This is a genomic window from Pseudomonas sp. GW821-FHT11G12, from assembly GCF_058808055.1.
In genome coordinates this window covers 50,356-77,128 of sequence record NZ_JBXARH010000012.1, presented here as the reverse complement: position 1 = coordinate 77,128, position 26,773 = coordinate 50,356, and the positions used below count along the sequence as shown (strand labels likewise).

At 61.7% G+C, this 26,773-nt stretch carries 19 protein-coding genes; all 19 read right to left on the bottom strand.

Features of this window, described 5'->3' with window-relative positions; genetic code table 11:
• Positions 1–3: 3 nt before the first annotated feature.
• Complete coding sequence (gene pseI, locus AC1RR7_RS27725; protein WP_096822192.1) at positions 4–1,056, bottom strand: pseudaminic acid synthase; 1,053 nt, start codon at positions 1,054–1,056, stop codon at positions 4–6.
• Positions 1,053–2,555 carry a UDP-2,4-diacetamido-2,4,6-trideoxy-beta-L-altropyranose hydrolase gene (gene pseG / locus AC1RR7_RS27720; RefSeq protein ID WP_493158816.1) on the bottom strand — a complete coding sequence of 501 codons (1,503 nt, stop codon included), beginning with the start codon at positions 2,553–2,555 and terminating at the stop codon, positions 1,053–1,055. The genes pseI and pseG overlap by 4 nt, the downstream gene beginning before the upstream one ends.
• Positions 2,552–3,247 (bottom strand): pseudaminic acid cytidylyltransferase, encoded by a 696-nt coding sequence (gene pseF / locus AC1RR7_RS27715; protein ID WP_493158815.1) that lies wholly within the window; start codon positions 3,245–3,247, stop codon positions 2,552–2,554. Before pseF ends, pseG begins: the two co-directional genes overlap by 4 nt.
• Positions 3,244–3,864 carry a pseudaminic acid biosynthesis-associated methylase gene (locus AC1RR7_RS27710; protein ID WP_493158814.1) on the bottom strand — a complete coding sequence of 207 codons (621 nt, stop codon included), beginning with the start codon at positions 3,862–3,864 and terminating at the stop codon, positions 3,244–3,246. Before AC1RR7_RS27710 ends, pseF begins: the two co-directional genes overlap by 4 nt.
• Positions 3,865–3,895: 31 nt before the next feature.
• A complete protein-coding gene (gene pseC / locus AC1RR7_RS27705; RefSeq protein ID WP_493158813.1) occupies positions 3,896–5,053 on the bottom strand; it encodes a UDP-4-amino-4,6-dideoxy-N-acetyl-beta-L-altrosamine transaminase in 1,158 nt (385 codons plus the stop codon).
• On the bottom strand, positions 5,050–6,051 hold the full coding sequence (pseB, locus tag AC1RR7_RS27700) for a UDP-N-acetylglucosamine 4,6-dehydratase (inverting) (RefSeq protein WP_096822197.1): 1,002 nt from the start codon (positions 6,049–6,051) through the stop codon (positions 5,050–5,052). The genes pseC and pseB overlap by 4 nt, the downstream gene beginning before the upstream one ends.
• Positions 6,052–6,083: 32 nt before the next feature.
• Positions 6,084–9,008 (bottom strand): glycosyltransferase family 2 protein, encoded by a 2,925-nt coding sequence (locus AC1RR7_RS27695; RefSeq protein WP_493158812.1) that lies wholly within the window; start codon positions 9,006–9,008, stop codon positions 6,084–6,086.
• 49 nt (positions 9,009–9,057) lie between these two features.
• Positions 9,058–9,786: a cephalosporin hydroxylase family protein gene (locus AC1RR7_RS27690; protein WP_096822199.1), complete on the bottom strand. Its 729-nt coding sequence runs from the start codon at positions 9,784–9,786 to the stop codon at positions 9,058–9,060.
• Between the two features lie 29 nt (positions 9,787–9,815).
• Positions 9,816–10,481, bottom strand: a complete 666-nt coding sequence (locus AC1RR7_RS27685) for an acetyltransferase (RefSeq protein WP_096822200.1) — start codon at positions 10,479–10,481, stop codon at positions 9,816–9,818.
• Entirely contained in the window at positions 10,478–11,599 is a 1,122-nt protein-coding gene (locus AC1RR7_RS27680) for a DegT/DnrJ/EryC1/StrS family aminotransferase (RefSeq protein ID WP_096822201.1), read from the bottom strand. Before AC1RR7_RS27680 ends, AC1RR7_RS27685 begins: the two co-directional genes overlap by 4 nt.
• The gene (locus AC1RR7_RS27675) at positions 11,596–12,822 is read right to left on the bottom strand and encodes a methyltransferase domain-containing protein (RefSeq protein WP_493158811.1); all 1,227 of its coding nucleotides are present in this window, start codon (positions 12,820–12,822) and stop codon (positions 11,596–11,598) included. Before AC1RR7_RS27675 ends, AC1RR7_RS27680 begins: the two co-directional genes overlap by 4 nt.
• Complete coding sequence (gene rfbC, locus AC1RR7_RS27670) at positions 12,819–13,379, bottom strand: dTDP-4-dehydrorhamnose 3,5-epimerase (RefSeq protein WP_096822203.1); 561 nt, start codon at positions 13,377–13,379, stop codon at positions 12,819–12,821. Before rfbC ends, AC1RR7_RS27675 begins: the two co-directional genes overlap by 4 nt.
• Positions 13,376–14,458: a CDP-glucose 4,6-dehydratase gene (gene rfbG, locus AC1RR7_RS27665; protein ID WP_096822204.1), complete on the bottom strand. Its 1,083-nt coding sequence runs from the start codon at positions 14,456–14,458 to the stop codon at positions 13,376–13,378. Before rfbG ends, rfbC begins: the two co-directional genes overlap by 4 nt.
• Positions 14,440–15,213 carry a glucose-1-phosphate cytidylyltransferase gene (gene rfbF, locus AC1RR7_RS27660; RefSeq protein ID WP_096822205.1) on the bottom strand — a complete coding sequence of 258 codons (774 nt, stop codon included), beginning with the start codon at positions 15,211–15,213 and terminating at the stop codon, positions 14,440–14,442. The genes rfbG and rfbF overlap by 19 nt, the downstream gene beginning before the upstream one ends.
• 254 nt (positions 15,214–15,467) lie before the next feature.
• Positions 15,468–17,876, bottom strand: coding sequence for a calcium-binding protein (locus AC1RR7_RS27655; protein ID WP_493158810.1), 2,409 nt, complete (start codon positions 17,874–17,876; stop codon positions 15,468–15,470).
• 235 nt (positions 17,877–18,111) lie between these two features.
• Positions 18,112–21,708, bottom strand: coding sequence for a glycosyltransferase (locus tag AC1RR7_RS27650; protein WP_493158809.1), 3,597 nt, complete (start codon positions 21,706–21,708; stop codon positions 18,112–18,114).
• 113 nt (positions 21,709–21,821) lie between these two features.
• On the bottom strand, positions 21,822–23,393 hold the full coding sequence (locus tag AC1RR7_RS27645) for a flagellar hook-associated protein 3 (protein ID WP_096822207.1): 1,572 nt from the start codon (positions 23,391–23,393) through the stop codon (positions 21,822–21,824).
• Between the two features lie 13 nt (positions 23,394–23,406).
• Positions 23,407–25,452, bottom strand: coding sequence for a flagellar hook-associated protein FlgK (gene flgK / locus AC1RR7_RS27640; protein WP_096822208.1), 2,046 nt, complete (start codon positions 25,450–25,452; stop codon positions 23,407–23,409).
• 21 nt (positions 25,453–25,473) lie between these two features.
• Positions 25,474–26,766 carry a flagellar assembly peptidoglycan hydrolase FlgJ gene (gene flgJ / locus AC1RR7_RS27635; RefSeq protein ID WP_493158808.1) on the bottom strand — a complete coding sequence of 431 codons (1,293 nt, stop codon included), beginning with the start codon at positions 26,764–26,766 and terminating at the stop codon, positions 25,474–25,476.
• Positions 26,767–26,773 lie beyond the last annotated feature (7 nt).

Here is a 26,773-nt window from a genome sequence, read left to right as displayed (position 1 = left end):
GGGTTATTCGACCAGTGACCAGTCCAGCGGCGTGCCGCGTTTGATCGGCGCGCGCGCGCGGCGGCCGAGGACGGCGTCGGTGTGCTTGGGCGGCAGACCGAGACCAGGACGAATGGCGCGCACGTTGGCCGCCGTGAAGGGTTCACCGGCCGCCATGTCGGCCGTGACGTACAGCGACCGACGGTAGACCAGAGACTTTTTCTCAGCCTCGGTCACGCCGTAATGCACCTGACCCATAGCCTGCCAGGCGCGCTCGGTTTCCAGCACCAGAGCGGCCATTTCCGCAGGCTCCAGCGAGAAACTGGCATCCACCCCGCCCGCCGCGCGGTCGAGGGTGAAGTGCTTTTCAACCACCGTCGCACCGAGTGCCACAGCCGCCACCGACACACCAACGCCCATCGAATGATCGGACAGCCCCACCTGACAACCGAACAACTCACGCAGATGCGGGATCGTGCGCACATTGCTGTTGAGCGGCGTTGCCGGGTAGGTGCTGGTGCACTTGAGCAGCACCAGATCCTTGCACCCGGCTTCACGGGCAGCGCGTACGGTTTCGTCGAGCTCGGCGATGCTGGCCATGCCGGTGGAAATGATCAGCGGCTTACCAGTCGCCGCCACACGGCGAATCAGTGGCAGATCCGTGTTTTCGAAACTGGCGATCTTGTAGGCCGGCACGTCGAGGCTTTCAAGAAAATCCACGGCGCTGTCATCGAACGGCGTCGAAAACGCCAGCATGCCCAGTTCTTTGGCCCGGGCAAAGATCGGTGCGTGCCATTCCCAGGGCGTGTGGGCCTTTTCGTACAGGTCGTAAAGGGACGTGCCGGCCCACAGACTGTTCGGATCCTTGATGAAGAATTCGCCTTCCGCCAGATCCAGCGTCATGGTTTCAGCGGTGTAGGTTTGCAGCTTCAAGGCATGGGCACCGGCCTTGGCCGCCGCCTCGACAATCTGCAAGGCGACGTCCAGCGACTGGTTATGGTTGCCGCTCATTTCGGCAATGATGAACGGCGGTGCGTCGGCACCGATCAGGCGATCGCCAATCTTGAAACTGTTCATGAACGGTGTTCCTTCAAATCCTTGGTGAACGCGCAGGCACTTTGGGTGAACCCGGCGTCACGAAATACATTCAATGAGGCCCGATTGGCCGGCAACACCTGTGCGCTGATTGCGGTCAATTGCGGCCAGTGCGCCGTGACGAACGCCTCGCCCCGCGTCAGTAGCGCCCTGCCCCAGCCGAGACCGAAACGCCCCTCCAGCAGATACAGCGAAACCTCGGCTTCAAAGCCGCGCAGATCGTAGCGCAACACACCGACAGGGCCGTCATCGGCCTCGGCGATCAACAACAGCCGTTGAGGATTGCGCAGACTGGCGCTCAACCAGTTCAGATGCTGCGACCACTCGATCGCGCCACTCTTCACCGACCAGCGCTGCACAGCGTCGGCGTTGCGTCCGTCGAACAACACCTGCGCATCGTCCAGCGTCGCGCCCCGCAGCGTGAGCACCGCGCCGGCCAGTGCCGCCGCAACCCGCAGCGCGCCGCGCCCGTCGACCAGTTGCCGCGAACGCTCGGCCAGGCTCTGGCGCAGATAAAAGTTGCCCACGACAAAACCGACGGCATCACGCAGTTGTTCGACGCTGACCTGCTCCCGCGCGCCCATGAACACATGCGCCCCGGCCGCGGCCATCACCTCGCCGTTGGCCTGCTGGTTGTTCGACACCGCGATGCAGATGGTCGGCAGGCCCATGGCCGCGCGTTCCCAACTGGTGCCACCGCCAGCGCCGATGAACAGGTCGGCCTCGGTCATGCGCCGATGAAAATCGCTGACGAAACTGTGCAGGCGCCAGTTCGGCCGGCTTGCGGCCAGTGCCTGCATCTGCGCCCATGCCGGGTTGTCGGCACCGGCGACGAAGTCCACTTCAAGCCCGGAAAAATCCGCCAGCGCCAGCATCGCGTGGTGGGTCTGGCGGGCAGCGTCGAAGCCGCCGAAGTTCACCAGCACCCGTCGCGCCACGGGTTTGATCTCGATGACCGGGCCGCTGAACTCTTCGCGCAACATGGCAAAGCGCGGACCAAGCAGCGTTCGGCAACCTGCCGGCAGCAGTGGCTGATAGTTTTCGCTGAGACCGGAGAGGTTCTGATTGAGCAGCAGATCCACGCTGTAACGGCGGGTCGCCAGATCGTCGACGGCGGCGATCCGTGGTGCGAAGCGACGGGCCGCGGTCTGCCAGTGATGATCGAGGCCGTAGTGGTCGGCGATGATCCAGTCGAATTCGGCCTGACCTTCCAGTTGCGTCGCCAGTGCATCGATATCCGCCTGCCACGGCAGCATCGACTCGATGGCCTGTTCCGGGTCTTCACCGGCGTAGCGATCCGGCAAGGCGAACGTCTCGAAGCCTTCGCCCTGCAACGCATCGAGCCGATGGCCCGGCAAGCGACGACAGGCAAACGCGACGTGACTGCCCTGGGCGCGCAACACCCGTGCCAGCGTCAGGCAACGGGCGATATGGCCGCTACCGATGGTGGGCGAGGCGTCGGCACGGATCAGTACTCTCATTGCAGCTCTCCGCCGGCCTTGAGTGCGGCGTAGAGGTATTCGGCGCGCTTCCAGTCTTCAGCGGTGTCGATGTCCTGCACCAGATGCCGGGGCAGGATCACCGGCAGGCTAACCGGCGAATACAGAATCTCGCCACGCAGCCAGGCCTCGCTGCGCCCCCAGTAGAACTGGCCGGCATCCTGAAAGGCAGCCGGCAGATCCTGCGAACGGGTGTTGCGAAACTCGGGGTACAACGCCGTCAGCGCGCCCTGCCCGTCAAGGGTCAAGGCACGCTGCACCGGAAAGCCGAAATCAGTGACCGAAAAGGCAAAGGACTTGTCGGGATGCTTTTCCAACAACTCAAGTCCCTGACGCAGGAACCGCGCCTGCAACAACGGCGCCGTGGCGTACACGCAGCAGGCGTAATCGAAGGCCGGCAGTTGCTGCAAGGCATGCACGATCACCGCAGCCGTGCCGGTGAAATCATCGGCCAGCTCCGCCGGACGCAAGAACGGCACCTGTGCACCATGGGCCTGCGCCAGTTCGGCGATCTCTTCGTCATCGGTGCTGACCACCACCTGGTCGAACAATCCCGAATCCAGCGCTGTGCGAATCGAACGGGCAATCATCGGCACACCGTCGAACGGTTTGAGGTTCTTGCGCGGAATGCGTTTGCTTCCGCCGCGGGCCGGGATGATTGCGACGTTGCTCAAGGGCGTTTTTCCAGCAGGAACCAGGTGACGTCGTCCAGCGGGAATTGCGGATCACGGTGATAACCAAAGCCGTAATCCAGCAGTTGCAGATCGGGATAGCGATCGAGCATTTCCCCGGCGAAATCGCGCTTGAACAACTTGCCGCTGTTGCCGCGATAGGACACTTCCACCGGCGACGGATTGTAGTACTCGGCGATCAGGATGTAGCGCTGGCTCAGCTCGTACAATTGCGTATAGGCGGTCGGCAACAGCTCCGGGGCCAGATGAATCAGCACGCCTTTGCTGAGCGTCAGGTCGTAGCGGCGCTCGCGGGGGAAATCGAACAGCGAGCCGTGCCAGATGTTCGCAATCTCCAGCGCACGCGCCTGGGCACAGGCGCTGGCATTGATCTCGACGCCGAACAACTCACAGCGCGGCAACAGCTGACGCAGCGCCTGCAAATTGTTGCCGGCGTTGGTGCCCAGCTCCAGCAGGCTGTCGATCCGTCCAGCCCGGGTCAGCGCTTTGGCGAACAACGCCAGATTGGCCGCCACCAGCGGTTGCCCGACGTTGCGGTCGACGTACTGGTTGCCGAACTCGCCCTGCCAGAATTGTTCCTGCTCGCTCAGATCACGCATTGCCGTTTTCCATCCACCGCCGCAGCGGCACTTATTCAGTCAATCGACGCAATTGCTCGACCACGTAATCCTGCTGCTGATCGCTCAGCAACGGAAACAGCGGCAGGCTGATCGCTTCGGCGTAATAACGCTCGGCCTCGGGAAAGTCTCCCTCGGCGAAACCCAGTTCACGATAGTACGGCTGCAGATGCACCGGAATGTAGTGCAGGTTCACGCCGATGCCGGCCGCGCGCAAGCCTTCGAACACCTGACGGTGGCTGAGGTTGATGCGCTCGGTCTGCAAGCGCACCACGTACAGGTGCCAGGCCGATTCGGCGTCCGGCTGGATGCTCGGCACGGTGACCGGCAAATACGCCAGCAAGCGGTCGTATCGCGCGGCCAGTTCCCGACGACGGGCGATGAAATCGTCCAGCTTGCTCAGCTGTGACAAGCCCAGCGCAGCTTGCAGATCGGTGATCCGATAATTGAAACCCAGCTCGACCTGTTGGTAATACCACGGCCCGTGACTGGGCTCGGTCATCTGCTGTGGATCGCGGGTCATGCCGTGGCTGCGCAGGCGTTGCAGACGCTCGGCCAGCTCCGGGCGACTGGTCAGCACCATGCCGCCTTCGCCGCTGGTGATGATCTTCACCGGATGGAAACTGAACACGGTCATCGCCGCGAACTCACCGCAACCCACCGGGCGCCCGGCGTAGCTTGCGCCGACGGCGTGAGAAGCGTCTTCGATCACGGTGAAGTTGTAGCGTTCGGCCAGTTCGGCGATTCGCCGCATGTCGCAGCTCTGCCCGGAAAACGCCACCGCCACCAGCACTTTGGGCAAGCTGCCGTCGCGCTCGGCGGCTTCGAGTTTGCCGGCCAGCACCTCGGCATCGAGGTTCCAGGTCAGCGGATCGATGTCCACGAAGTCAACGTCGGCGCCGCAGTAACGGCCGCAGTTGGCCGACGCGAGAAAGGTGTTCGGCGTGGTCCACAGGCGGTCGCCCGCTCCCAGCCCCGCCGCCAGGCAGGCAATGTGCAGCGCTGCCGTGGCGTTACACACCGCGACCGCGAAATCGGCCTGGCAACGCTCGGCCATTGCCTGTTCGAAGCGCTCGATGGTCGGCCCCTGGGTCAACCAGTCGGACTGCAACACCTCGACGACCGCGTCGATGTCCGTCTGGTCGAGGCTTTGCCGACCGTAGGGAATCATACCGACAGCTTCGCGTGCAGGTCGGCGATCTGCCCCACCGAGAGGAAATGCGGGTTGGTGTCGGAGCGGTATTCGAAATCTTCACCGACCGGCACGCCACGCTCGCCGAGTTTGTCTTCGGCGAAATCCACATCGACGCTGGTGAAACGAATCGACGGCTGGATGGTGTAGTGATCGGCGAACTCCAGGGTCATCCGCGCATCGTCCAACGGCACCATCAGTTCGTGCAGCTTCTCGCCCGGACGGATGCCGACGTTCTTGTGCGGCAGATGCTCGGCCATGCCGCGAGCCAGATCGACCACACGGATCGACGGGATCTTCGGCACAAACACTTCACCACCGTGCATCCGCGCAAAGCTGTCGAGGACGAACTGTACGCCGTGATCGAGGGTGATCCAGAAACGGGTCATGCGCTCGTCGGTGATCGGCAGCTCTGTCGCGCCATCGGCAATCAGCTTGCTGAAAAACGGCACCACTGACCCGCGCGAGCCCGCCACGTTGCCGTAGCGAACCACGGCAAAACGCGTCTGTTGCTCACCGGCAATGTTGTTGGCGGCGACGAACAATTTGTCCGACAGCAACTTGGTGGCGCCGTACAGGTTGATCGGGCTCGCCGCCTTGTCGGTGGACAGCGCGACGACTTTCTTCACGCCGTTGTCGATGGCGGCGGCGATGATGTTCTCCGCGCCATTGACGTTGGTGCGAATGCACTCGGTCGGGTTGTATTCCGCCGCCGGCACCTGTTTCAACGCCGCGGCGTGCACCACGTAATCGATGCCGCGCATGGCCTGGCGCAGACGCTCGGCGTCGCGCACGTCACCGAGGAAGTAACGCATGCACGGCGCGTTGAACGTCTGCTGCATCTCGTACTGTTTGAGTTCATCCCGGGAGAACACCACCACCCGCTTGGGCTGGTATTGCTCGAGCAGGCGCGCAATGAACTTGCGCCCGAACGAGCCGGTGCCACCGGAGATGAAAATCGATTTACCGTTGAACATGTCTAGAGTCCTGTTTCCTGTGCCCCAAGGCGTCAGCCGAGCCACTGCGCCCAGTTCACCGCAGCACGCTCGTTCAGAGCAAAGTCTTTGCCGTTCAGGATCAGGTTCGGGTTGCCGGCCGGGTCCTGAGCGAAGACGGAGGACCATTTTTCAGCCAGTGCTTCCAGCGCCTGTGGCGCTTGTGGCAATTGCCCGCCATGAAGCACCTGGACCAGCGGCGTCCACACAGTGAGGTAACCGGCCTGACCGGACTTCAGGCACAGGTCGACATCGCTGAAACCGTCGCCGAAGCTTTCGGTGTCCAGACCGCCCAGGGCGTCGAACAACTCTTTGTTCACCATCAGGCACACGCCCGATACGGCCGAGTAGTTCTGATCAACCTGCAGACGGTGCATGTAACCTTCGGCGTCGTGCTTCTCGCCAATGAAGGCCGAACCGACGGTGCCTTCCTTGCCGAGAATCAGACCGGCCTGGGAAATTTTCCCATCGCGATCGACCAGTTTCGGCCCGACGATACCGACTTCAGGACGCTGAGCATGGTTGAGCAAGGACTCGATCCAGTTCGGGTTGACCACCTCACTGTCGGCCGCCATCAGCACCAGGTATTCACCCTGCGCCTCTTGGCTGGCAGCGTTGCACAGGGCCGCATCGCCAAGCGGCTGATCGGCGTGCAGAACGCGGACCTTGGCGTGGTTCAAGGTGCCCAGCCAGTCGTTGACGGCCGCCGACTGATTCGGTCGGGCTGCGAGCAACACTTCATAGCGGGTGTAGCGGGTTCTCAGCAGCACACCGTCCAGGCAGCGTTGCAGGGCCGGCAGATCATCGCTGGCCGGCAGGATGATCGACACCAGTGGCTGTTCGGCATGGCGATAATCGATCTGATAGGTGCCCGGTTCCTTCGAGGTGATCTTGGCCTTGTAGCCACGATTGCCCAGGTGACGCAGCAGGGCCTGACGCTCGTCGGCGTTTTCTTCCAGGACCGAACTGCGAGTGATCAGCAGCGGCTCGTCGAGGTGCGCCAGACCGCCCAGGCCACCCTGTTCGATGATGCGCAGCAGCAGATCGAATTCCAGCGCCTTGCTGAAGTCCGCCTGATAACCGCCCGCCTCGATCAGCACCTCGCGACGGATCAGCCAGTGCCGCGCCATCAGCGCCGGCAGGCTTTGCAGCAGGTCGAGGTTGAAGCCCGGACGGAACACATCCACCAGGGCGCCTTCGGCGTTGCGCTGGATTTCATCGGTGGCCACCGCGCGGCAACCTTCGGCCGACGCCAGTTCCAGACCGGCGCGCAGCAGACCGCCAGCGGTGAACTCGTCGCCCGCTTCGGCCAGCAGCAGCCAGTCGCACGGCGACTGACGAACACTCTGGTTCAGCTTGTCGACGAAGTTGCCGGACGAGACCCGCACAAAGTGCAGGGTGTTCTGCGCGGTGGTCGCCGCCGGCGGTTCGCCCGTGGTGAACACCACCACTTTGAACGCCTTGCTGTGACCTTCGAGCAAGCTGTCCAGGGTGACCTGCAACTTGTCGATGTCGTTATCCAGGTCGAGCAGGAAAATGCCGAACTGCGGACCACCGCCATTGGCTGCCAGGTCGCGGGCAATCGCCCCGGCCTGTTCGTCATCGGGCTGACGCGCATCGAGCCATTTGAGCAACCGGCCGGTGCGCATTTTGCTGAATGTCGCCTGATTGCCTTCCAGCGATGCCGCTTCCAGACGCGCATTCCACTCACGCAGTTTTTCGGCGTCCTCGTCTTCACCCAGCAATTGCAACTGCGCCACCAGACGCTTGATCACGGTGCGGTTGAACACGTTGCTGTCGTGGGCTTGCCACAAACGGTCCACCACGCTTTCCGGCGTGTCGTTGTTGCGGGCCAGCATCAGGTTCTCCTGACGGGCCCAGATGCCCTCCAGCCCTTGCAACTGAATGCGCCCGGCCGGCATGGCGTGCAACAGAAACTCGAAGTGGGTCAGTTGATCGAAAAACGCCTGATTGTAGAACGGCATTTCGACGTACTGTTTCGGGCCGAAGCGGCGCTGCGGGCCGGCCTCGATGTTGGTCCACGCCGATTCCAGAATCAGCTCGGCGGTCAGTGCGCGACCGGTGCGCAGGCTGTCGGCCAGCGCCTCGAAACTCTTCAGGACAAAGGCTTTGCCTTGCTCCGGGCTTTCATGCCGGACTTGCGTCGGCAGGCCGGCCAGAAACTCGGCAAAGGCCTCGCGCTCGGCGACGGACTTGGCGTCGGTGTACGCCAGCGAGTGGAAAATCTCGGTGCTGTGGTCGGAGTGCTGATAGTTGATTTCACGCACAACGTAAGGGATCGGCAGAATCCGTGCCTTGCCCCGCGCCAGCATGTAGTACGTGTGACCGACTTCCTGCCACTGGAAGATCGTGTCTTCGGGCATCGCCTTGTACCAGTCGCGCATGATGTCGGAGCGCTGCACCGCGTAGAACGGTGGCAGGTACTGGTACATGTAATCCACCAGGCGATCCTGGGCCAGATCGGCCGAGTAGTCCTCGCAGACTTTCTTGTCACGACGGTAGTAACTGACGCCGTTGGCCAGTGCCAGGTACATCATGCTGTAGCCGTGGCACATGCTGTAATCGGGGTTGGCGTCCATGAAGGCAACGGCTTCGTGCAAGGCATCGTGCACCAGGAAGTCATCGTCGGCGGCGAACACCATGTAAGGGGTCTGCAACTGCTCGATACCGTAGGCCAGTTTGGCGCGAATGCCCCAATAGCCGAACTGCGGCAGGTGCTGATAATCCACGTTGGCAAATTGCCCGGCCACACCCGGCAATGCCTCGGCGGACGAGTCCAGCACCAGAATCCTGCACGGCAGGGTGCTGTAGAAACGCACGGCCCTGCGCAGAAACGCCGGGCGTTCGTGAGATATCAGCACAACGGTCAACTGTTCGTTGAGTGCCAAACCGTGTCCAGAACTGTTCTTGCCTTGCATATATTCCCCACAAGCGGCGAGTCGCCGAAAACTCTACGTTGTTTGTCGATTAACGTACGCGGCGCAGATAACCATCCGGCGCGACTGTGATCAGCAACTTGCTGTGTATGGCCTGATCGATTTCGAAATCACGGTTCTCTTCCAGGTACGCCCACACGGCGGTTTTCGGGTTGTCACCCTTGCCCCACGGACGATCCGGGAACGCGTCTTCCGGCATATCTTCGACCACGGTGTCCATGACCACGCAGTAGCTGCCCACCGAAACCATCGGTGCGTACAGGCGCAGCTCTTCGAGGACGTGCTCGTGGGTGTGGTTGGAGTCCAGCACCACCAGCACTTTCTTGCCCTGCACGCGTTCACGCACCTGGTCGACAATCGCGGTGTCGATGCTCGAACCCTGGATCATGCTGATCCGCTTGAACATCGGGTGCGACTCGATGGCTTCGCGGTTGTGCTGGCGGATATCGATGTCGACACCCAGCACTTCGCCGTGGCCGATCAGTTCCAGGATCGAGGCGTAGAACACCAGCGAACCGCCGTGGGCAATACCGGTTTCAACGATCACGTCCGGACGCAGGTTCCAGATGATTTCCTGCATGGCGACCATGTCCTGCGGGAACTGAATGATCGGCCGGCCCATCCAGCTGAAGTTGTAGGTGTATTTGTGTTTGGCAGTGGTGGCTACCCAGTCCAGGGACTCGGTTTGCAGTGCCTTGTCTTCCTGCAGGCCTTCGATGTTGGCTTTTACTTCTTCGCGAAACTGCTCATGTGGATTCATTGCAACTCTCCAAAAATTCGGGAAACGGCTTACTTGAACACCTTGGCGTCCGGGTAAGGCACCGTGTTGTTCTTGATGATCCTGGCGGGATTGCCCACCACGACCGAAAAATCCGGGACATCTTTCGTCACCACGGCACCGGCGCCGATGGTCACCCAGCGACCGATGCGCAGGCGCGGCAGGATCGTGGCGTTGGTACCGATGAAGGTGCCGTCACCGATCTCCACGCAGCCGGCGATACAGACGCCGGGCGCCATGAACACCGAGTGGCCGATCCGTCCCTCATGCCCCACGACACTGCCGGCACTGATGCTGGTGTTGTCGCCGAGCTCGACCTCGGCCTGCATCAACACGCCTTCCTGCAGGTAACTGCCCTGCCCCATGCGAATCATGCTCAGGTCGATGCCGGGGTGGATGAACTGACCCAGTCGCGCCCCAGCCTCGACCAACTGGCAGGTGGTTTCGTAGCGTAAACGGGTACTGCCGGTGATCAGATTGACGAAGCGCACGTCCGGCCCATTGAGCTCGGCCACCCGCTCCGAACCGCCGACCACCGGCACGCCATAAAACAGCGTGCCGTGCTTGCGCGGATCGTTATCGAGAAACGCAAACTCGATGTTCGGTGTGCTGCGCTTGACGGCCTGCAGCATGCGCACCGCTTCCGGGTTGGCGGCGCCCAACAGATACATCTTCACGGTGCTTTCCTGCTGGCCAGCAAGTCGAGCACCACTTGCACCACGCGCTGCTGATCGGCGTCAGTCATTTCGTGATAACTCGGCAGGTTGAAGGCACGCTCGGGCAACGCGAACGCCAGCGGGGTGTCGACCACGTATTCGCTGAACATCGGCAGCGACGACAGCGGCCAGAAAAACACCCGGGCGTCGATATCCGCCGCCTGGAAAGCCGCAATCAACTGATCGCGATGGATGCCGGTGTCGGCATCGAACACCACGGTCGGCATCCAGTAACCATTGCGCCCATGGGCCGGTTCCGGATTGAGCGATACGCCCGGCACACCTTCAAGCGCCTGCGCATAGTTGGCGAAAATCGCCCGCTTGCGCTCGATCAACTCTTCGATGCGCTCGACCTGAGCGCAGCCGACCGCCGCCTGCAGGTTGCTCATCTTGTATTTGAAGCCGACGAATTCCGGCCAGAACTGCTTGGTGCTGCCCGCGACCCGGCCATGGTTGGACAGGGTCAGCACGCGCTCGTACAAGGCCTTGTCCGAGGTGACGAACATGCCGCCTTCGCCGGTGGTCATGGTCTTGGTGCCGTGGAACGAAAAGGCGCCGAAGGCACCGAGCGAACCCGCTGCCTTGCCACGCCATTGCGAGCCGATGGCTTCAGCCGCGTCCTCGATCACGGGAATGCCGAACTCCTTGCCGATGGCCAGCAAGGCATCCATGTCGCAAAGATTGCCGTAGAGGTGAACCGCCAGAATGGCTTTGGTGCGCGGGCTGATCGCGTTTCTGACCTGTTGCGGATCCAGGCACCAGCTATCGGCCAGCACATCGACAAACACCGGGGTCGCCCCCAGGTAAGTGATCGGCGCTGCCGAAGCGATCCAGTTGGTATTGGCCAGGATCACTTCATCGCCGGCGCCGACACCCAATGCCGCCATGCCCATGTGCAAGGCCCCGGTGCAACTGGAGGTGGCGATTGCATAGGTCGCACCCAGATGCTCGGCGAAGCCGTGCTCGAAGCGGGTCAGGTATTCGTAGCAGCGTGCGCCCCAGCCGTTCTGCACGGCATCCAGGGCATATTGCGCTTCGAGTTCGCCGACGCTCGGTTTGGTGTAGTGGATTCTGCTCATTGAATGCTCAACTCCGGAACGGCGACGACAAAGCGTGCACCCCATGTTTTGGCTTCGGCCAGTTGTTGCGTCACTTCGCTCAACAGGTTCCAGGGCAGAACCAGAATGTAGTCCGGCCGCTCTTGCGCAATGCGCTCGGGCGCCACGATCGGAATGCGGCTGCCCGGCAGGAATTTGCCCTGTTTGTGCGGGTTGGCATCGGCGACCCAGGCCAGCAGATCCGGTTTGACCCCGGCGTAGTTGAGCAAGGTGTTGCCCTTGGCGGCAGCGCCGTAGCCGACCACACGCTTGCCATCGGCCTTGGCCTGCAACAGGAAACGCAACAGATTGTGCTTGATGCGTTCGGCGGCCGGCGCCAGCGTCGCGTAGTACTCGGTGGTTTTCACCCCGGCGTCGAGTTCGGCCTGCAACTGCTGTTGCACGGCCGGCTGCACGGCACGGCGTTCGCCGTCCTTGCGCTGGACGAACACCCGCAGCGATCCGCCATGGGTGGTCAGCTGGCTGACGTCGAACACTTCCAGACCGTTGCGCTCGCACAGTGTTTTAACGGCGGTCAGGGACAGGTAGGAATAGTGTTCGTGGTACAGCGTGTCGAACTGCGCGCCCGCCATCAGCGTCAGCAGTTGCGGGAATTCGAACGTGGCAACTCCGGTCGGCTTCAGTAGCGCGGCGAAACCACCAAGGAAGTCGTTGATGTCCGGCACGTGGGCCAGCACGTTGTTGGCAGCCATCAGGTCGGCGCCCCAGCCTTCGCTTTTCAACTGTGCTGCGGTGTCGCGACCGAAGAACAGTTCACGAATCTCCAGGCCTTTTTCCCGCGCTGCCTGCGCGGTGCTGCGAGTCGGCTCGACGCCCAGGCACTGGATACCGCGACCGGCTACGTACTGCAGCAGGTAACCGTCGTTGGCGGCGACTTCCACCACGCGGCTGTCAGCCGTCAGGCCAAAGCGCTCGACCATCTCGGCCACATAGCGTTCGGCATGGGCCAGCCAGGTGCTGGAGAACGAACTGAAGTAGGCGTACTCGGCATCGAACAGGCTGTCGGCGCTGGTGTAATCCTCGGTCTGCACCAGCCAGCATTGCTGGCACACGGCGACCTTCAAGGGCACCCATTGTTCGGCCTGTTCCAGCCGATCGGCGTGCACGTAGGCGTTGGACGGTGGCGAGGTGCCGAGGTCGATCAGCGGCAGACTCAGCGGTGCGGCGCACCCACGGCAGTTCATAGACGCACTCCAGCAAAGTGTTGATCGAGCGCGGGATGGCTGGAATCACGCGCTGACAAATTATTGACAGGCAACGGCCAGGCAATCGCCAGCCGTGGATCGTTCACCGACAGGCCGGCCTCGTGCTCCGGCGCGTAATCGGCGCTGTGCAGGTAAAGCAGCTCGGCATCCTCGGTGAGGGTCTGGAAGCCATGGGCGAAGCCGGCCGGAATCAACAGGCTGCGACCGTCGCCGGCCTTCAGGTGCTCGGCGTGCCAGTGCAGGAAGGTTTCGGAGTCCGGGCGCAGGTCCACCGCCACGTCCCACACTTCACCGCGCAGGCAGGTGATCAACTTGGCTTCCGGCGCGTTGGCGTTCTGGTAATGCAAACCGCGCACACTGCCCTTTTCGCGAGTGCAGGAGTGGTTGATCTGGCGGATGTGAAACTCGGCGCCGAACGCACTCAGGCTGCCCTCGCAGAACAGCCGGGCGAAGTGCCCGCGCTGATCTTCGAAGCGCTTGTGCTGGACGCTGAACAACCCGGCCAGCGGCAACTGTTTCAAGGAAAACTCGCTCACAGCGCGCCCCGGTACAGGTTCAGTTGACCGAGAGTGACGGTGCGCATGTCGTCGCCGTTCTGCCACGCCAGGTGCCAGTCGAGGGTCTGGGTCAGGCATTGCTGCAGCGACCAGCGCGGTTGCCAGCCAAGGACCTGACGGGCGCGGCTGCTGTCCAGACGCAGCAGACCGGCTTCGTGCAGTTCGCTCGGTTCGATGCGCAGACCACGGGCCTGTGGCCAGCGATTGGCGAGCAGTTCGACCACTTCGCCGACGCTGCACATGTCCGTTTCGCCCGGGCCGAAGTTCCACGCCCCGGCGTATTCCGGGCCCTCTTCGTAGAGCCCGGCGGCCAGTTGCAGGTAGCCGGCCAGCGGCTCCAGCGCGTGTTGCCACGGGCGCACGGCTTGCGGGTAACGCAGGGTCACCGGCTCGTCGGCCGACCAGGCTTTCAGTACGTCGGGAATCAGGCGCTCAGGGGCGAAGTCACCGCCACCCAGCACGTTGCCGGCTCGCGCGGTGGCCAGGGCCAGACCGTGTTCGGCGTACTTGTCGGCCGGGAAGAACGACGCGGCATAAGACTGCGCCAACAACTCGCAGCAAGCCTTGCTGCTGCTGTAAGGGTCGTGTCCACCGAGGGCTTCGTCCTCGCGGTAGGGCCACAGCCATTCCTTGTTGGCGTAGACCTTGTCGGTGGTCACCAACACACAGGCCCGCACACAACCGACCTGACGAATCGCTTCGAGCAGGTTCAGGGTGCCCATGACGTTGCTGGAATACGTGCCGAGCGGATCGCGATAACCTTCGCGCACCAGCGGCTGGGCCGCCAGGTGCAGGACGATCTCAGGCTCGGTGTCGGCGATGATCTCGAGCAAGGCGCCGAGGTCACGCAGGTCGCCACGCTGGTCGTTGATGCCTTCGTGCACCCGCGCCAGTTCGAACAGGCTCGGTTCGGTCGACGGGTCGAGGGAAAAACCGCTGACTTGCGCGCCGAGGCTTTGCAGCCACAGGGTCAGCCAGCTGCCCTTGAAACCGGTGTGACCGGTGACCAGAACCCGCTTGCCGCGCCAGAATTCCGGACTCAGTCCCATTGCTTCCATGGGGCCTCCCCGGTCTGCCACAGCGCTTCGAGGTGATTCTTGTCGCGCAGGGTATCCATCGGTTGCCAGAAACCGTCGTGCTGATAAGCCATCAGCTCGCCACGCTCGGCCAGGCCATCCAGCGGACCGGACTCCCACGACGTCTCGTCGCCTTCGATCAGCGGCAGGACTTTCGGCGACAACACAAAGAATCCGCCATTGATCCAGCCACCGTCGCCACGGGGTTTTTCAGTGAACCCCAGTACGCGATCGCCTTCACGGTTCAGCGCGCCGTAACGTCCCGGCGGCTGTACGGCGGTGACGGTCGCCAACTTGCCGTGGGTCAGGTGGAAATCCACCAACGAGCTGATGTTCAGGTCCGAGACACCGTCGCCATAGGTGAAGCAGAAGGCTTTTTCGTTTTCCAGATAGCGTGCGGCGCGGCGCAGACGGCCACCGGTCATGGTTTCCTCACCGGTGTCGATCAGCGTCACGCGCCACGGCTCGCTGTAGTTCTGGTGAACGTCCATGCGGTTTTCACGCATGTCGAACGTCACGTCGGAGGTGTGCAGGAAGTAGTTGGCGAAGAAGTCCTTGATCGCGTAGCCCTTGTAGCCAAGGCAAATCACGAAGTCATGAATTCCGTGTGCGGAATACTGTTTCATGATGTGCCAGAGAATTGGCTTGCCGCCGATTTCGATCATCGGTTTGGGCTTGAGGTGCGACTCTTCACTGATGCGAGTGCCCAGGCCACCCGCCAAAATAACTGCCTTCATGGTCTCCCCTCTCGTTCGTCACAGGGCTGCGCGCGGCTTTATGAGCTTTGCGGCCTTCTGGCTAAACCTTTCTGCCGGTCCGGGCGCAGGTGCAATGACCGCGAGCGCTCGTTTTATGGCGATTTGAGGGGGACTTGCAGGAAACGCGCCAGCTCCGCCGACGCTGCGTCGATGGGGACACGGGCATGAAAAAAGGGATGAGTCCGTTGCCGGACCCATCCCTTTCATCGAGCGGTTTCAGTGAATCGACCGGATCAACCGAACAGGGCAAACCCGTCGGCAGCGGCTGGCAGGCTGTAGGCCTGGCCGTCCGCGGTCTGGATGTGCTCGATGTTGTTGAAGCCCGCATACCAGCCTGCCAGTTTCACACCACTGGTCGGCGCACCGACGCTGCCGTCATTGGCGCTGTGCAAATAGGCATCGTCGCCGATACGGGTCACGTTCAACTGGCTGGCATTGGCAATGGTGTTCAGGATCAGGGTGTCGTTCAGGCTGGTGCCGCCGTCCTGAATCACCACCAGACCGGAGGTGTTCACCACGTAAGTGTCATCACCTTCACCGCCATTGGCGAAACCACCGGAGGCCTGCTGGCCGGCCAGATTGAGAATCAACCGGTCGTCACCCTCGCCACCGAACAACGAGTAGGCGCTGCCCTTGCCGGTCAATACGTCGTCGCCAATACCGCCGATGGCGCTGCCGTTGAACACTGTCACGGTGTCATTGCCGTCCTCACCGAATGCATTGGTACCCAGATCATTTTCGGCACTGACAATCACATCGTCGCCCGCCCCGCCATACAACTGATCGGCCTGCGCATTATCGGCCACACCTTCGAGGCTGAACGGTCCGATGTCGGACACCAGGCCGCCGTAGATAACGTCGTTGCCGTCACCGCCATTGATCAGATCGCTGCCGCGCCCGCCTTCCAGGTAGTTGTCCGCTTCGTTGCCGGTCAAGGTGTCGTCGAAATGGCTGCCCATCACGCCTTCGACATTGGTCAGCGTATCGCCCTGCGCATCACCACCCAGGTTGATGCCGGTCTGCAGATTGATCTCTACCGCCGAGGCGCTGGTGAGGTACCAGACATTATCGATGCCATCGCGGCCATCGATTGCATCACCGCCACCACCACCGATGAACGTTTCGTTGCCGGCCGAACCGATGAAGTCATCAAAATACTGACTGCCCTCGATCAATTCGATGCTGGTGTATTCAGGCATCGGGTCCCAGGGCTTGTAGGCGGCACCGCTCAGGTCGATCGCCATCGGCATGGTGGCGTATTTGAAACTGAGCAGATCTTGCCCTTGCCCGCCATCCAGGCCGAAATACCAGGGCATGCCGGTCGCGTAAAAGGTGTCGCTGAAGTCACTGCCACGGATGATCTCGATGTTCTGGAACGTATCGCCGTCAGCGATCCCCGAAAACTCCCGGGTTGCCCAGTTCAGCGTCATGGCCACCGTGCTGTCGCCGTAGCTGAGCACATCGATACCGTCGCCACCGTCGAAGGAGTCACCCTTGGCACCGCCAAACAGCACGTCGTTGCCACTGCCGCCGACGATCGTGTTCCAGGTGTCGTTGCCGTAGCCGGTGAAGTCGCCGGTCCCGGTGTACGTGAGGTTTTCAACGAACGGATCCAGGTGCATCACAGACAGCGTGGTGTACACCTGATCGGTGCCGCCCATGAAGCCCTCGACTTCTTCGATGGTCACACCGGTGCTGTTGATGATGTACACATCGTTCCAATCGCCACCGGCCAGGGTCACGCCACCGATGTTGGCGGTGAACTGATCCGCATTGTTGGTGCCAATGATCTTTTCGACATTGCGAAAGGTGTCGCCCACTGCATTGATACCACTGCCGATCTCGATGGTGACCGGCCCCGCGGTCTGGAAATAGCTCACCGTGTCGTAGCCATCGGAACCGTCAATGATCATCGACCCTTCGGAGCGATAGATCAGATCATCGAACTTCGAACCTTCAATGGCTTCGATACCGGTGAAGGTATCTCCGTAGGCAATGGTCAACCAGTCATAGTTGCTCCAGTCCCCGACTCTCACCCCTTCGAGACTGTCGCTGTAGCTGACGGTATCGAAACCCTCGCCACCCACGAAGTGATCCGCCCCGTCGCCGCCCCACAGCCAGTCGTTGCCGGCACCGCCGATGATTTCGTTGTCGGTGTCACTGCCGTAGGCCTTGAAATCACCCGTACCGGTGAAGGTCAGTTTCTCGATGAAGGGGTCCATCTTGATGGTGTTGAGACTGGTGCGAAGTTCGTCGTAACCGCCGTAGCTTTCTTCGATGATGGTCACGCCTTCGCTGCCGACGATGTACACATCGTCACCCCAGCTACCGTCCAGCGTCACACCGGCAACGTTGCCGGTGAAGGTGTCGTTGAAAGATGTACCGATGACTTTCTCGACATTGAGCAAGGTATCGCGCTTGCCCTCGGCGCCGGTGACAGTCCACGCGTCATTGCCGATCTCGACATTGACTGCCGAAGACAGCACGCGATAGTCCGCCGTATCAAACCCCTCGCCCCCATCCAGCACGTCCGATCCGCCACTGCCGATCAACTGGTCATCCGACTCCAGTCCATAGAGTTCGTCATTACCATCGGTGCCCATCAGGTAATCCACATCACTCGTTCCATTTACTACTGACATTTGCTTCTTCCTTGCGTTGTTGTTGAGGCTGGAAACCTGCAATCCCGGGCACCGCTCGCCCCCTCTGCGTCAATCGTCCGAGACCGGCTATCAAGGGGTATCGACAGAGGATTGTGGCGGCTTGAGGTGCCGGGCAAAAAAAGTATCCGAGTTGATACAAATACGAATTTCGAGGTGAAAAAAAGGCGACTGCAAAAGTCGCCTGTTTTTTGGGGGGGTAGCGTCCGTGGACCGATCAGTCCGCCAGCCAGCCGTTTTCCCAGTAACGCAGGTTGTCGCCGCGCAAGACGTAGTCGCGCAACACGACCTCGCGCAACTCGTCGCCCATGCGGTAGCTGGCGTCCGGATCGGCCAGGTGCATGCGGATCGCCTGCAGCCACTCATCCGTGGTGTTGGTCTTGATCCGGGTGCACGGCAGGTAACCGCGATAGGCCTCGGTGTCGGTGCAGATCACCGGATAACCGCAGGCGCCGTACTCCAACAGACGCAGGTTGCTCTTGCAGTCGTTGAAGATGTGGAACTCCAGCGGTGCCAGCGCCAGATCCAGATTGAGGCTGGCCAGTTTCGCCGGGTACACATCGAGGCCGATCACGCCATGGAACTCATGCATGTACGGACGCAGATCGTCCGGGCACATGCCGAAAAACACCCAGTCGACTTCGTTGGCCAATTCGCGCACCACATCGGCGATCACCGCCAGGTCGCCGTGGTGGCTGGTGCCACCGCCCCAGCCGACCCGAGGTTTTTTCGAGGTACGGCGCTGGCTGCGCAAATCGCTCCACATGTTTTTGGCCAGCATGTTCGGGACCACGCGGATGTCGCTGTGCATGCTCGACAGTGCGTTACCCAACGGCGCCGTGGACACCACGACCCGGTCACACATGCCGATCGCACGCCGGACCAGTTTTTCCATCTCGTCCTTGTTCGGCATGTTGCGGATGTGCGCATTGCGATGGGGAACGTCGATCACGTAGTCATCGAGCTCGTAGATCCGCCGGGCACTCGAGTACTTCTGCAGGCTTGGAATTTCGTTGATCGGTGCTTCGGCATAACGTCCCTGCAGAATGATCACGTCAGGGGACTGGCGCTCGACTTCGATGATGGTCGGCAGGTTGTAATGAATCCGTCCCAGTGCCCTGCCCGCTGCTTCCAGCTCGATCAGGGGCTGAGTCACACGGTAGTGACCGATCGCCGATGCGTTGACCGGCAACGCCAGGATCTTGGGCAATTGCGGCTGCGAAAACGGACTCCAGCCGGTACGCAGGCCCGGGTCGAGACTGAAGCTCGAGCCCCCAAGACCGTTCAGCGACAGGTTGGCGTTGTAGGCCGGATCCCGTGCGACGATCGGCAACCAGCGCTTGTAGAACACTTCCCGCTCCAGGCCGAGCGCTGCCTCCTCGCCCTCCTTCGGGGCTTGCGCCGGTTGCGCACCCAACGCCAGCTGCGCGTAAGGCGTCCACACCACCAGGTAACCTTCCTGGCCGACTCGCAGGCACAGATCCACTTCGTTGAGCGACTGCGCCAGCGCCTGCTCATCGAGCCCGTTGACGGCATCGAACACAGCCTTGCGCACCATCAGGCAATCACTGCCGACGGCGCTCAGGTCGTGAGCGACCAATAGCCGGTACATGTAACCCGTCGCCTGCAACGACTCGCCGTAAAACGGTACACCGGCCGGCCCTTGCAGGCCGAGGATCAAGCCGGCGTGCAAGACTCGCCCGTCCGGGTTGAACAGTTTGGCCCCCACCACACCGACTTCGGGGCGCTGGGCGTGATTGAGCATTTCCGCCAGCCAGTCGCCATGGGTGATCACGGCGTAAGGGTTGAGCAGCAAGACGTATTCGCCCCGCGCCTGGCTCACCGCGAGATTGCGCACGGCGGCCATGTTGTCTTGCTGCGGGCAATCGAGGACACGAATCCGCTCGCTGCCCAATTGCGCCATGCCGTCAAACCAGGTCTGCGCCTCGACGCCCTGACTGCCGTTGTCGACCAGCAGCAACTCGTACTCGGCGTAGGCGGTCTTCTCCAGCAGGCTCTCGACACAGCGCTGCACGGCGGCCGTCTGATCCTTGCTGACAATGACGATCGACACCAACGGTTGCCGGCCATGGTGGTAATCCACGCGGTTCAGCAGCGCCGAGGCGCCGTTGCGGATTTCGTGGGCAATGCCCAGACGGTCAAGGTGCGCCGAGATCAACTGCGAATTGCCGTCAGCCATTTGCGGTTCCGACAGCCACTTGGCGAGGTCGAATGCCGACTCCAGCAGCACTTCGGAAATATGGCCAATGACCTGCGTGCCGTCGTTCTCGACCATGCGCCACAACACATCGTGGGGCGCCAGCTCGCCAAACGCGGAATCGAAACCGCCGAGTGCCAGGAACCGTTCGCGCTCGAACGCCAGGGCCCGGCCCACATAGGGGTAGCTGCGCATCAGGTCCAGGTTGAAGTCCGGCTTGAACACCGGCTCGGTCGACTCGCCCTCGCTCAAACCACCTTCATCGCTGTAAAGGCAGGTAACGGTTCGCGAGAGCGCAATGCGCTCGGCCATCACCAGCAGCGCCGGCACCACCAGACGATCACCGGCACGCAGCAGGTAGAACCAGTCGGCACCTTCCAGCTGCGGCAAGAGTTCGTTGATCTGCTGTTGCCAGTCCTCCTGCAACGGCATGCGCAAGACGCGCTCTTCGAGCTGCGTCTCGGTGCAGGAGGCGGACAACACAAGGGTCAACTCGGGCAGGTATTCCTGTGCGTCGAGCGATTGCAGGGTGAGATCCAGCGCCGAGCGACTGCCCTGCTCGTCAATGATCAGCGGCACGATTTTCGGCACGCGCGGCCATGCCGCGAGCGTATCCGGCAGCAGTTCGCGCTGGCCTTCGGTCAGGTTGCGGCATGCCAGCCACTGCGCATACAACTCGGCAAAACTGACACTGGAAACGCCGACATGCCAATCCTGGGTGGTCTGTTTGGTGCCCAGCGTCCGGCTCAGCGGCAACTCTTCCCAGACTCGCGGCGTTTCCTGCGCCTTGGTGATCGGCACATAACGCACCCAGCCCGGTGCCGGGGCCGATTCGCCACTGCGCGCCTTGAGCATCTGCGACAACCACTGGCGTTCGGTGTACGCAGCATCGCGCATTGCCTGTTGGCCACTCAAGCGCTCGGCGTACAGGCGCTCGACGCTCAGGACGTGATTCGAAACCACCAGGTTGCCGCGACGCAACAGGCAGACGTACAACGCAAAATCCAGGGTCGCGACAAAGCAGGTTTCGGGAGTGGTCAAGGCCGGGAGAAGCTCCAGCACATCGGCCCGGCGAAACAGTGCATTGCTGAAACCGCCGAGAATGTTGACCGGGAAATTCTCGAAAATCGCCAGCAGGTCATCCCCCTTGAACAGTCCGCACACCGGCGACAACGGGGTATTTTCCAGGCGTGAAGGCAACGGGCGGTCGTCGGCATCCCAGAACAGACGCTGGGCGAGCACCAGATTGACGTCCTGCTGATCGATGAGAACCTGTGCCTGGCGCTCGATGCACGTGCCGAACAATTGGTCGTCATCACACAGAAACTTGATGAACTCGCCCTGCGCCTGCTCAAGGCACGCATGCAGATTGCCGACCAGCCCGAGCGTGCGCGCATTGCGCACGTAGCGCACGGCCACGCCGGAACTCTCGATCACCGAGGCGACGGTGGTTTCAATCTCGTTGCCGCGACTGTCGTCGCAGACAATGACTTCAAGATTGCCATAGCCCTGGCTCACCGCACTGAGCAATGCCCGTTCGAAGAAACGTGGATTGAAGGCAGGAATGACCAGGCTGACGAGAGGAAGTGGATTCACGGCGGGCTCACAGGCGGTGCGAGCCCGCTCAGAAAAGCGAGCCCTTGAAACCGCTAAAGACATTGACTATTGAAGGGACAGGGCAGAACGGGCGCCAGCGCGCCCGGCTACCGTCAGATCTTGTTGAACAGACCCAGCTGGCTGATTTTGCTGAATGCCAGTTGCGAGGCCTGCAGCATGGTCTGCTGCAAGGTCAGGCGGGTCATCACTTCGGCAGGATCCGAATCACGGATCGAACCCTGAGTGGTGGTATTCGCCTGAGTCAGGCTCTGGTTGGTGGTGTTCTGGTCATCCAGCGACTGTCCGCGAGCACCGATCGAAGTCACCGCCGAACCAATCTGATTGGCCGCGCTGTCGATGTTGCCCAGCGCCGACTCCATGGCACCCTGGAATTTCTGCTTGGCCACAGGATTTCCGTCGATCGGCGCATTCAGTGCCGTGACCATCTGGCCCAGGGTGTCGAGCACGTTCTGGGTCTGGTGGTTGTTGGACTGGATCGAGAACTGATCACCCGCACCCGGCGTACCGCCAAACGTGAAGGTCACACCCGCTGCCGTGGCGTTGGCGCCGACCATGGTGCCCGACGACACTGGCTTGCTGTCAGCTGTCACTGGCGCTGCATACAGGTCGAAGTTGGTGGCGCTGGTGAACTTCAGGATCGCACCGCCGCCCGACGGGAATGCCGCGTCGTAGGCCGCCTGGTTGGTCACGCCGGAGCCGGTGATGACCGCAGTCGACGCATTACCCGCGCTGCGCGAGGTGGTGAACGAGTCAGGCGTGGCCGCCAGCTGAAAGCTGTGGCCGGCAATGACCGCATCCGGGTTGGTGTCACCAGGCTTGAGGTTGATGTTCAACTTCAGATCGACGCCACGGAAGCTGACGGTCTGGTTGGCGCCGTTGCTGTTGGTGATCGCGCCGTTCTGGCTGGCTTCGGTCGTCACGTCGTTGCCCAGGGCATCGGTGATTTTCAACTGAGTGCTGCTGATGAAATCCACGGTGTACGGCTGACCGGCCGCGAACTTGGCGTTGTACGTCGCGGCGGTGCCAACGATACCGTTGGTCAGCACCACGCGGCCATCATCGGGGGTTGGCGCGGTCATGCTGGTCGTGGTGCGGCTGGTGTTGATGGTCTGCTGGAACGCATCCCAGCCAGTGGTATTGGAGGCCACCGAAAGACCGTCGCCAATGCCCAGGTTGATCTGGGTCTGGTCACCATTGTAGGTGTAAGTGCCATCGGCATTTTGCGAGTACGGCGCGGTATCGGTCTTGGAACCGGAAAACAGGTAATTGCCGTTGGCGTCCTTGGAGTTCATCAGGCCCAGCACTTGTTGCTGGATCTGGCTCAACTCGGCGGCGTAGGCCTTGCGGTCAGTATCAGTGGCGATGCCGTTGTTGGCGGCCAGGCCGATTTCCTTGGCGCGCTGCAAGGCCGTAGTGATGGAGTTCAACGTGGACTCCTGCACGGTCAGCGCACTCTTGGTGGTATCGATGTTGCCCTGATACTGCTCGAGCATCGAGGCCTGCTGACCCAGCTTGAGCAGACGCCCGGCGCCGATCGGATCGTCGGCAGCGGTGTTGATGCGCTGCAGGCTGCTCGCCTCGTTGGCGGTCGCGACAGTCTTGCTGTAGTTGCGCTGATATTGAGCAGCTTGTGTCGCGTAATACTGGGCGGTGGAAATGCGCATGAATTACGGCTCCTTAAAGACTGTTGATCAGCGTTGCGAAGGTTTCCTGCGCAGCCTTGATGATTTGCGAAGAGGCGGTGTAGTACTGCTGATACTTGACCAGGTTGCCGGTTTCTTCGTCCAGGTTGACCTGGGACAGCGAATCGCGCGCACCCTGTGCCTGATCCAGAATCACCGTGGTGGCGGCGCTGTCGGACTTGCTCTGAGCAGCCTTGGTACCGACGTTGGTCACCAGCTTGTTGTAGGCGTCAGTCAGGCTGATGCCCTTGCTCGCCGTGCCGGTATCCACGGTCTGTTTGGTCTGCAAGCCAACCAGCGCCTGCGCGTTGCGGTTGTCCGAAGAAGCCGCGCCGGTCAGGTTGATCGTGAAGGTTTCGCCTGGCTTCGGCGTCGCGCCCACGGTGGTCTGCACGGTAAAGGTTTTCTGCACGTTCGGCGTGACCGAGGTATCCATCACCGGAGCACCGGTGGAATCGACCATGCCGATCTTCAGGTTCAGGGTGTTGGCCTGCCCCGGCACGATGGTGCCGGAACCGATGGTGTTGCCCTTGGCATCGACCATGTTGTACGACTGGCTGCCGCTGGCGACCGCACCCATGACCAGTTTGACCGGCGTCGAGTACTTGAGCGCATTCTGCAGCTCGGCCTGGGAGGCCGGGTTGGTGATGTCGAGGGTGTCGATCAGCGTCGGCTGCGTGTAGGTGCCGGAATTGTTGGCACTGGCCACACCGGTCAACGGTGCTGCCGCCGCGATTTTCTTCGGATCGGTGAGCACGGTCTGGATGGTGCTGCCGGCGTTACGGGTCGGGGTCACCTTGAAGGTGTCGCCGGCGCTCAACGCACCGCCATTGAGGGCCAGGGTGAAGCCGTCGATCACTGGCGGTGGCGTGGTCGTGGTGCTGAACGAACCCATGTCGGTACCGTCCGAGCGCTTGACCGAGTAGTTGGTCGCGCTGGTGAAGGTGACCTGGTAGTCGCTGGTGGTCAGCTTGCCGGTGTCCTTGATGGTGACATCAAGGTTGCCGGAACCTGCACTGTTGGTCGACTGGGCAATGCTGCGCTGGCTGATCAGTGCGGCACTGTTGATGTCGTTGAAAATGGCCGCGCCGAAGTCACCGTTCTTGTCGATACCCTGGGCTTGCTGGCGATTCATCTGGTCGGCAATGACCAGTGCTACACGGCCCAGCTCGTTGAGCGAAGGGTTGAGCACTTCATTGCGATAGGTCAGCAGACCACCGATTTCACCGCCGCTCATCACCGAGGTGATGTCGAGGGTGCTTGAGCCGCGATCCATCTGGATGCCCATGCGCGACGGGTCGTCCTTGCTCGGCACGGTGCTCAGGGTGTTGGTGGTGTTGCCGATGACCAGTGGCTGACCGCTGCCGACGTAGACGTCGAAACTGCTGCCGCGCTCGACGACTTGCGCACCGGTCAACTCGGAGAGCTGACGCACGGCTTCGTTACGGCTGTCGAGCAGATCGTTCGGCTGGCCGCCGCTGGTGGAAACCTCACCGATCTTCTGGTTCAGGTTGGCAATCGCGGTGGCCAGCTTGTTCACCTGGGACGTCATGTCCGACAGGTTGCCGTTGATCGTGGTGTTCTGATCGTTCAGCTGTTTGGCCAGCGCGTTGAAGCGGCTGGTCAGGGCCTGCGCACCGGTCAGTACCGACTGACGGGAAGTGTCGTCGGTCGCCGAGGTCGCTACACCCTGCATCGAGGTGAAGAATTTCTGCAGCACACCGGTCAGGCCCGTGTTGGTGTCGGACAGCGAGGCGTCCAGCGCGGTCGCCTGGGCACCGTACGCGGCCGCTTCGCTGTTGAGCGAGGTGGCGGTGTGCAGTTGTGTTTCGAGGTAAGAGTTGTACACCCGGCGCACGTCGGCCAGGGTCGTGCCCGTGCCGATGAAGACGTTGCCGAACTGCTGCGAGGACTTGGTGCCCTGCACGGTTTGCTGGCGTGAATAACCGGCGGTGTCGACGTTGGCAATGTTGTTACCTGTCACAGCCAGAGAGGACGAACTCGCGGCCAACCCCGACATCCCGATATTGAGCAAACTCATGATTCAAACCTTACCTTGTGTTTATAAAGGCGTTGTTGAAACGCCGGCCGCAGCGTAGTTCTGATTTACCGTCATCTGCCTGGCAATCTGCGAAATCTTGCTTGCGTAGTTCGGGTCGGTTGCGTAACCGGCCTTTTGCAACTCGCGTACAAACTGTTCTGGGTTATCGGCCGACTTCAGCACATCTTGATAGCGATTATTGCTCTGCAGCAAAGTCACCAGATCGTGGAAGCTGTCCTTGTACGAGGCGTAGGAACGGAACTCCGCCGTCTCCTTGACCATCTGCCCGTTGCGGAACTCGCTGGTGATCGCACGGGCCGAATCGCCCTGCCAGTTGCTGCTGGCCTTGATGCCGAACAGGTTGTGACTGCTGGTGCCGTCCTGGGCGCGCATGACCGACTTGCCATAGCCGGTTTCGAGCGCGGCCTGAGCCACCAGGTAACGCGGATCGACACCGATGCGCGCGGCCGCTTCCTTGGCCATCGGCAGCATGGTGCTGACGAATTCGTCGGCGTTGCTGAATGCCTTCTTCGCCGGCGCCAGCGGAATCTGTGCCATGGCGCGACCGTAAATCTGCATCTGCCCGCCAGAGGCCTTGTCCGCCTCGGCGCGGGCCAGCCAGTCGCCGTTGTACAGCGGACCGGAACCGGTGGCAGCGGCCGTCGTGGCGCGTTGCGGCAATTGAGTGGCCGCCGTCGGCGTGGCCGAAGGCACCAGACCGGCGAGCAAACGATCAGCCAGTTTCGGCGGCAGTGCCAGGCGACGCTGGTTGATCATTTCCATGTCGTTGCGATGGGTCAGCTGGGTGTTCGGCGCATGCACCGAACGCGAGGCCCACAACGGACGTTCGCCATTGAGGCGCGACAGCGGACCGTTGGTAGCCAAGGTGCCGGCGGCAATCGGCGTTTCCACCGCAGCGGCCTTGGCCAGGGCTTCCTGCTGCTTGGCAGCGGACGCGGCGGCGGCCTCGCCCGGTGCCATCGGTTTGTTCTTCGACATCTGCTTCATCAGCACGTCGGCCAGACCGATACCACCGCCCTCGCGGGACAGGGAAACCGCCAGTTGCTGGTCGTACATTTCCTGATATTGCTTGGCTGCCGGGGTGTTGAGCGGGTTGTCCTGGCCCAGCGCTTCAGTGGCCGAACGCATCGACTTGAGCATTTCACCGAGGAACAGCGATTCGAACTCCTGCGCAACCTTGCGCATGTTCCCGTCGCTGTTCTTGTCGCCGACCTTGAGCTGGTTCAGACGATTGAGGTCGGAGTACGAACCCGAATCGCTGCTGCTGACCAGACCGCTTTTGCGCATATCCATGAGTGCC